The organism is Streptomyces hygroscopicus subsp. hygroscopicus, from assembly GCF_001553455.1.
Lineage (GTDB): Bacteria > Actinomycetota > Actinomycetes > Streptomycetales > Streptomycetaceae > Streptomyces > Streptomyces hygroscopicus.
Genome location: NZ_BBOX01000348.1, coordinates 1 through 9,177 on the forward strand (window position 1 = coordinate 1; position 9,177 = coordinate 9,177).

Genomic DNA, 9,177 nt, shown 5'->3' on the forward strand with positions numbered 1-9,177 from the left:
AGACGACACCGGGCACCGCTCGTTCACCGTCTCCTCCCGCGCGGAGAACGCCGCCGCCGACACGGCGTGGGCGCGCAACGCCAGCGGTGTGCTCACCTCCGGTGCCCCCGAACCGTCGTTCGACCTGGTCGAATGGCCGCCGACCGCCGCCGAGACCATCGGGCCCGAAGCGCTCTACGCCCGGCTGGCCGAGGAGGGGCTGCGGCACGGCCCGGTGTTCCAGGGGCTGACGGCCGCCTGGCGGCGCGGGGACGAACTCTTCGCCGAGGTACGGCTGGACGACGCCGCCGAGCCCGGCGCCGAACGCTTCGCCGTGCACCCGGCGCTGCTGGACGCGGCCCTGCACGCCCTCTACGGCCGTGGGCCCGCCCAGCTGACCGATGTCTGGCAGGGCGTCTCCCTGTACGCGGAGGGCGCGTCCGCGCTGCGCGTGCGGATCGCCCCGGCCGGAGCCGACACGGTGACCGTGGCGCTCGCCGACGCCACCGGCGAGCCCGTCGCCACCGTTGACGGACTGCGCTGCCGTCCGCTTCCCGACGACCTCACCGGTGACGCGGACATCGAGTGGCAGAGCCTGTTCCGGCTCGACTGGGTGGCCCCGCGGACCACCTCCGCCGGTCCGGACGCCGCCGCCCGCCGTACCGTCCTGGGGGACGACCCCTTCGGGCTGGTTGCGGCCGGGGTGGCCGCCGCCTCCGCCCCCGACCTGGCCACGCTGGGCGCGGCCGTGGAAGCGGGTGACACCGCCGCCCCGGAACTGGTTCTCGCGTCCTTCGCGCCGGTACGTGACGGTGCGGACGAGGGCGTGGCCGAGGCCGCGCACCGGGAGGCGCGGCGTGCGCTGGCCCTGGTACGGAGCTGGCTGGCCGATGAGCGGTTCGGCGACGCGCGCCTGGTGGTCGTCACCCGGGGCGCGATGGCCGCCGGTGGCGAGGAGGGCGTCACCGACCTGGTGCACGCGCCTCTGTGGGGCCTGGTGCGCTCCGCCGAGACCGAGAACCCCGGCCGTTTCGTCCTCGTGGACTTGGACGAGACCGCCGGGGTCGCTGGGACCGCCGGGGTCGTCGGGACTGCCGAGGTCGCTGGGGTCGCCGGAACCACCGAGACCGCCGGGGCTGCCGGGACCGCCGAGGTCGCTCGGACCACTGAGACCTCCGGGACCATCGGGGCTGCCGGGACCGCCGAGGTCGCCGGGATCTCTGGGGCTGCCGGGACCGCCGGAACCATCGGAACCGCCGGAACCGCCAAGGTCGCCGGAAGCCCCGAGACCGCCGGAATCGCCAGAACCACCGCAACCTCCGCCACCTCCGCCACCTTCGCCGACGCGCTCTCCGATGCCCTGGCCACCGGTGAACCGGAGCTCGCCCTGCGCGCGGGCCGTGCCCTCGCGCCTCGCCTGGCCCGCGCCTCGGCGCCCGAGGCCACCGCGCGGCCTGCCGCATCGGCCCCGGCGTCCGAGACCACCACCCGGTCCGCTGCCCCCGTCCCGGCCTCCGAGACCACCGCGCGGCCTGCCGCATCGGCCCCCGCCTCCGAGACCACCGCGCGGTCCGCTGCCCCCACCCCGGCGTCCGAGACCACCACGCGGCCCGTCGCCCCCGCCCCGGCGTTCGGCGCCCACGGCACCGTGCTCATCACCGGCGGCACCGGCGCCCTGGGCCGGGTGCTCGCCCGCCACCTGGTCGCCGAGCACGGCGTACGCCACCTCCTGCTGACCAGCCGCCGTGGCGCGGACGCCGACGGCGCCACCGAGCTGGCCGCCGAACTGCGCGAGCGCGGCGCCGAGGTGACCCTCGCCGCCTGCGATGTCGCGGACCGCGACGCCCTCGCCGCGACCCTGGCCGCCGTCCCGGCCGAGCATCCGCTGACGGCCGTGGTGCACACCGCCGGTGTGCTGGACGACGCCACGGCCGCCACCCTGACGCCCGAGCAGCTGGCGCGGGTGCTGCGGCCGAAGGTGGACGCGGCCTGGAACCTGCACGAGCTGACGCGTGGCCTCGACCTGTCCGCGTTCGTGCTGTTCTCCGCCATCGCGGGCACCCTGGGCGGCGCGGGCCAGGCCAACTACGCGGCGGCCAACGTCTTTCTCGACGCGCTCGCCGCACACCGCCACGCGGCGGGCCTGCCCGCCACCTCGCTGGTGTGGGGGCTGTGGGCCGAGTCCGGCGGTATCACGGGCGATCTGACCGAGACCGACCTGCTGCGGCTGGCCCGCAGCGGCATGGGTGCCCTCACCGACGACGAGGGCATGGCGCTCTTCGACGCCGCGTGCCGCACCGGCCGGGCCCTGCTGGTCCCGGCCCGGCTGGACCTCGCGGCGCTGCGTTCCGCCGCCGGTTCCGGCCCGGTCCCGGCGCTGCTGCGCGGGCTGATCCGGACGACCGGACGGCGTACCGCCGCGAGCGCGGTCGCCGCCGGTTCGTCCCTGGCCCAGCGGCTGCGGGCGCTGTCCGCCACCGAGCGCCGACGGACGCTGCTGGACCTCGTCCGCACCCATGTGGCCACGGCGCTCGGCCACGCGTCGGCCGACGCCATCGAGGCCCGCCGCGCCTTCAAGGAGCTGGGTTTCGACTCGCTCACCGCCGTGGAGCTGCGCAACCGGCTCTCCGGCGCCACCGGGCTCAAGCTGCCCTCCACGATCGTCTTCGACCATCCGAACCCCACCGCCCTCGCCGACCACCTGCGCGCCGAACTCCTCGGCCCGGACGACGACGAGCCCGCCGAGCGGGCGGACACGGCGCTCGCCGCCACCGCCGTCTCCCTCGCCGACGACCCGATCGCCATCGTCGCGATGGGCTGCCGCTACCCCGGCGACATCCGCACGCCCGAGGACCTGTGGCAGCTCGTGGCCACCGGCTCGGACGCCATCACCGGATTCCCCGTCAACCGCAACTGGGAGAGCCAGTGGCCGGCGGACGGCGACGGGGCCGACGCGGGCCCGTCCGACTACGCCCGCGCCGGTGGCTTCCTGCACGACGCGGACCTCTTCGACGCGTCGTTCTTCGGGATCTCGCCGCGTGAGGCGCTGGCGATGGACCCGCAGCAGCGGCTGCTGCTGGAGACTTCCTGGGAGGTGTTCGAGCGGGCCGGGATCGACCCGGACTCGCTCCGTGGCCGCTCGGTCGGCGTGTTCGTCGGCGCGGCCTACAGCGGCTACGACGCGGGCCTGGAACAGGCCGGCGCGGAGGTCGCGGGCCATGTGATGACGGGCAACGCGGGCAGCGTCATGTCCGGCCGGATCGCCTACGCCCTCGGTCTGGAGGGCCCGGCGGTCACCGTCGACACGGCGTGCTCGTCGTCGCTGGTGGCGCTGCACTGGGCGATCCAGGCGCTGCGCCAGGGCGAGTGCACGATGGCGCTCGCGGGCGGTGTCACCGTGATGACGACGCCCGGCCACTTCACCGAGTTCGGCCGCCAGGGCGGCCTGGCCGCCGACGGCCGCTGCAAGGCGTTCGCGGCCGGGGCGGACGGCACCGGCTGGGGCGAGGGCGTCGGCATGCTGCTGGTGGAGCGGCTGTCGGACGCGCGGCGCAACGGCCACCAGGTGCTGGCCGTGGTGCGCGGCTCGGCCGTCAACCAGGACGGCGCCTCCAACGGTCTGACCGCGCCCAACGGCCCGTCCCAGCAGCGTGTCATCCGCAAGGCGCTGACCAGCGCCGGACTGACCACCGCCGATGTGGACGTGGTCGAGGCGCACGGGACGGGCACGACGCTGGGCGACCCGATCGAGGCGCAGGCGCTGCTGGCCACCTACGGTCAGGACCGGGACGCGGAGCGGCCGTTGTGGCTCGGCTCCATCAAGTCCAACATCGGCCACGCCCAGGCGGCGGCCGGTGTCGCGGGCATCATCAAGATGGTCATGGCGATGCGGCACGGGGTGCTGCCGCGGACGCTGCACGTGGACGAGCCGTCGCCGCACGTGGACTGGTCGGCGGGCGACGTCGAGCTGCTGACCGAGGCGCGGGAGTGGCCGGAGACCGGCCGTGTGCGCCGGGCGGCGGTGTCCTCGTTCGGCATCAGCGGCACCAACGCGCACACCATCATCGAGCAGGCCCCGGCCGACACCGCCGCGTCGGTGGCGGAGACCGGGCGGGGCGGGCCCGGTGTGCTGCCGTACCCGCTGTCGGCCAAGGGCGCCGACGCCCTGCGGGCCCAGGCCGAGCGGCTGTACGCCCATCTGGTGGCCCAGCCCGGCCTGGCACCGGCCGATGTCGCCCACACCCTGGCCACCGGCCGCGCCGCGCTGGACCACCGCGCGGTGCTGGTGGCCGACGGCAGGGACGACCTGCTGCGCGGTCTGGACGCGCTGGCGCGGGGGGAGTCCGCGCCGGGGCTGATCGAGGGCACGGTCACGAGCGGCAAGACGGCGTTCCTGTTCACCGGGCAGGGGAGTCAGCGGCTGGGGATGGGGCGTGAGCTGTATGACGCCTATCCGGTGTTCGCGGAGGCGCTGGACGCGGTGTGCGCGGCGCTGGACGCGCATCTGGAGCGGCCGCTGCGGGAGGTGCTGTTCGGGGACGATGCCGAGGAGCTGGACCGGACGGGGTTCACCCAGCCCGCGCTGTTCGCGCTCGAAGTGGCGTTGTTCCGGCTGGTGGAGGCGTGGGGTCTGCGGCCCGACTTCCTGTCCGGTCACTCCATCGGTGAGCTGGCCGCCGCGCATGTGGCGGGTGTGCTCTCGCTCGCGGATGCGGCGAAGCTGGTGGCGGCTCGTGGGCGGTTGATGCAGGAGCTTCCGGCCGGTGGCGCGATGGTCGCGGTGCAGGCGTCGGAGGACGAGGTGGCGCCGCTGCTGACCGAGCGGGTGTCGATCGCCGCCCTCAACGGGCCCACGTCGGTGGTCATCGCCGGTGACGAGGACGTGGCGCTGGAGATCGCAGCGGGCTTCGAGGCACAGGGGCGTAAGACCAAGCGGCTGACGGTGAGCCACGCGTTCCACTCCCCGCGCATGGACGGGATGCTGGAGGCGTTCCGCGAGGTGGCCGAGGGGCTGACCTACGAGGCCCCCCAGATCCCCGTCGTCTCCAACCTCACCGGCACCGTGGTCTCCGCCGAGGAGATCGCGACCGCCGACTTCTGGGTGCGCCACGTCCGTGAGGCCGTGCGCTTCCTCGACGGTGTCCGCACCCTGGAAGCCCAGGGCGTCACCACCTACGTCGAGCTGGGCCCGGACGGGGTGCTCTCCGCCATGGCGCAGGAGTGCGTGACCGGCCGGGGCGCCGCGTTCGTCCCCGTGCTGCGCAAGGACCGTCCCGAGGCCGAGGCGCTGACCACCGCCATCGCACGGGCGCAGGTGCGCGGGGTGGCGCCGGACTGGGCCGCGTTCTTCGCCGAAACCGGTGCGCGGCGCGTGGACCTGCCGACCTACGCCTTCCAGCACCGCCGCTACTGGCCCGAGGAGCCGGTGGCGAACCTGGCCGCGGCGGGTGTCGACGGCTGGCGGTACCAGGTGGCGTGGAAGCCGCTGTCGCTGGGCTCGGCCGCCCGGCTGTCCGGGGTGTGGCTCGTTGTCACCCCCGCCGGGGAGGCCACCGCCCACGCGTGGGCGGACGGTGTCGTCGGCACGCTGACCGGGCGGGGCGCCGAGGTACGGCGGCTGGACCTGGCCGCCGAGGACCGGGCGGGCATCGCCGAGGGGCTGCGCACGGCGGCCGACGACGGCGCGGTGGCGGGTGTGCTGTCGCTGCTGGCCGTCGGGGACGCCGATGCCCTGCTGTCCACGGCCGCCCTCGTGCAGGCCATGGGGGACGCCGCGATCGACGCGCCGCTGTGGTGCGCCACCCGGGGCGCGGTCTCGACCGGGCGCCAGGGCGAGACGGTGGACCCGGTCCGGGCGCGGGTGTGGGGTCTGGGCCGGGTGGCGGCGCTGGAGCTGCCCGACCGCTGGGGCGGTCTGGTGGACCTCCCCGAGACCATGACCGACCGGGTGCTGTCGCGGCTCGTGGCGGCCCTCGCCGGGGCCGGGGACGAGGACCAGATCGCCGTCCGCGCCTCCGGTGTGTTCGGCCGCCGGCTGGCACGGGCGACCGCCCGGCGGGTGGCGGAGTCCGAGAGCTGGAACGCCCGCGGCACGGTGCTGGTGACGGGCGGGACGGGCGCGCTGGGTGCGCAGGTGGCCCGTTGGCTCGTCACGAAGGGCGCCGAGCATGTGGTGCTCACCAGCCGCCGTGGCCTCGACGCGCCCGGCGCGGCCGGGCTGCGCGACGAACTCGCCGCCTCCGGCGCCCGGGTCACCGTCGCGGCCTGCGATGTGGCCGACCGGGAGGCGCTGGCCGGGCTGCTGGCGGACCTGCCCGCCGAGTTCCCGCTGACGGCCGTGGTGCACGCGGCCGGGGTGCTGGACGACGGCGTCCTGGAGTCGCTGACTCCCGAGCGCTTCGCCTCCGTGCTGCGCGCCAAGGCCGACGCCGCGCTCGCCCTGGACGAGCTGACGCGCGACCTCGACCTGTCCGCGTTCGTGCTGTTCTCCTCCACCAGCGGCACCGTGGGCGCCGCGGGCCAGGCCAACTACGCCGCCGCGAACGCCTGTCTGGACGCGCTGGCCGAGCGGCGGCGGGCCGAGGGCCTGCCCGCCACCTCCATCGCCTGGGGCCCGTGGGCCGAGGGCGGCATGGCCGCCGACGAGGCGCTGGAGCAGCGCATGCGCCGCGCCGGGATGCCCCCGATGGACGCCGACCTCGCGATCGGCGCACTCCAGCGCGCCCTCGACCTGGGCGACGCGGCCGTGACGGTGGCCGACGTCGACTGGGACCGGTTCGCCCCCGGCTTCACCGCCTCCCGGCCCAGCCCCCTGCTGGCCGACCTGCCCGAGGTGCGCCAGGCCGCCGCGCGGGGCGCCGCCGGAACCGGTGAGGCCACGCCCGCCGAGACGGCCTCCGCGCTCGCGCGGCGGCTCCTCGGCCTGCCCGAGGCGGAGCGCCACCGCGCGCTGCTCGACCTCGTACGGACCCATGTCGCGGAGGTCCTCGGCCACGCCGACGTCTCCGACATCAGCCCCGAACGGGCCTTCCGCGACCTGGGCTTCGACTCGCTGACCGCCGTCGAGCTGCGCAACGGCCTGGGCGCCGCCACCGATCTGCGGCTCCCCGCGACCCTCGTCTACGACTACCCGACGCCGCTCGCCCTCGCCGACCACCTCTTCGCCGAGCTGCTCGGCGGACCGGCTAAGGCCACCGGCGGCGCGTCGGCGGCCCAGACGGCGGACGATGACGATCCGATCGCGATCGTCGCGATGAGCTGCCGTTTCCCGGGCGGGGTCAGCACCCCCGAGGAGCTGTGGCAGCTGCTGGTGTCCGGTACGGACGTCATCTCGGACATGCCCGCCGACCGCGGCTGGGACCTCCGGACGCTCTACAACCCGGACCCGGACGTCGAGGGCACCTCCTACGTCCGCGAGGGCGGGTTCCTGACCGACGCGGCCGACTTCGACCCGGCGTTCTTCGGGATCTCGCCGCGTGAGGCGCTGGCGATGGACCCGCAGCAGCGGCTGCTGCTGGAGACCTCCTGGGAGGCGTTCGAACGGGCGGGCATCGACCCGGCGACGCTGCGCGGCTCCACCGCCGGTGTGTTCGTCGGCACCAACGGACAGGACTACCTGTCCCTGCTGCTGGGCGACTCGCAGGGCCTCGAAGGCCATATGGGCACGGGCAACGCGGCCAGCGTGATCTCGGGCCGGCTCGCGTACACCTTCGGGCTCGAAGGCCCGGCGGTCACCATCGACACCGCCTGCTCCTCCTCGCTGGTCGCCCTCCACTCGGCGATCCAGGCGCTGCGCGGCGGCGAGTGCTCGATCGCGCTCGCGGGCGGTGTGACCGTGATGTCCACACCCGGTGTGTTCGTGGACTTCAGCCGTCAGCGCGGGCTCGCGGAGGACGGCCGGATCAAGGCGTTCTCGGCGGACGCGGACGGCACCGGCTGGGGCGAGGGCGTGGGCATGCTGCTGGTGGAGCGGCTGTCGGACGCGCGGCGCAACGGCCACCCGGTGCTCGCGCTCGTACGCGGCACGGCCGTCAACCAGGACGGCGCGTCCAACGGTCTGACCGCGCCCAACGGCCCGTCCCAGCAGCGCGTCATCCGCCAGGCGCTGGCGGGCGCCGGGCTGTCGGCGTCCGAGGTGGACGCGGTCGAGGCGCACGGCACGGGCACCCGGCTCGGCGACCCGATCGAGGCGCAGGCGCTGCTCGCCACGTACGGCCAGGACCGGCCCGAGGGGCAGCCGCTGCTGCTGGGCTCCATCAAGTCCAACATCGGGCACACCCAGGCCGCGGCCGGTGTCGCCGGTGTGATGAAGATGGTCCTCGCCATGCGGCACGGAGTGCTGCCCCGGACGCTGCACGTGGACCGGCCCACCCCGCACGTCGACTGGACGGCGGGCGACATCGAGCTGCTGACCGAGGCGCGGGAGTGGCCGGAGACCGGCCGTCCGCGCCGTGCGGGCGTCTCCTCGTTCGGCTTCAGCGGCACCAACGCCCACGCCGTCCTGGAAGAGGCCCCGGAGCCGGGTGTCGAGGCTGTGGAAGGCGCCGACGAGGGCGTCGGGGCCCTGCCGGTGCTGCTCTCGGCCCGGACGGCGGACGGGCTGCGCGACCAGGCCCAGCGGCTGCACGGCTACCTGACCGCGCGGACCGGGCTCCGGACGGCCGACCTCGGCTACACGCTGGCCGTGGGCCGCTCGGCGTTCGAGGAGCGCGCGGCGCTGGTCACCGAGGACCGGGACGGGCTGCTGTCCGGCCTGCGGGCGCTCGCCGAGGGCCGCACGGCGGCCGGGCTCATCGAGGGTTCGGCGGTCGGCGGCCGGGTGGCGTTCCTGTTCACGGGGCAGGGGAGTCAGCGGCTGGGGATGGGGCGTGAGCTGTATGACGCCTATCCGGTGTTCGCGGAGGCGCTGGACGCGGTGTGCGCGGAGTTGGACCCGCGTCTCGAACGGCCGTTGACGGATGTGCTGTTCGGGGATGACGCGGCGGTACTGGACCGGACGGAGTTCACCCAGCCCGCGTTGTTCGCTCTCGAAGTGGCGTTGTTCCGTCTCGTTGAGGCGTGGGGGCTGCGGCCCGACGTCCTGTCCGGGCATTCGATCGGTGAGTTGGCTGCCGCGCATGTGGCGGGTGTGTTGTCGCTGGCGGATGCGTGTGCGTTGGTGGCGGCTCGTGGGCGGTTGATGCAGGAGCTTCCGGCGGG

The 9,177-nt window shown here is 75.3% G+C and carries 1 protein-coding gene; it reads left to right on the forward strand.

The window, feature by feature from the left end:
* On the forward strand, positions 1-9,177 hold a 9,177-nt coding region (locus tag AXW62_RS30745), incomplete at both ends, for a type I polyketide synthase (RefSeq protein ID WP_159060992.1).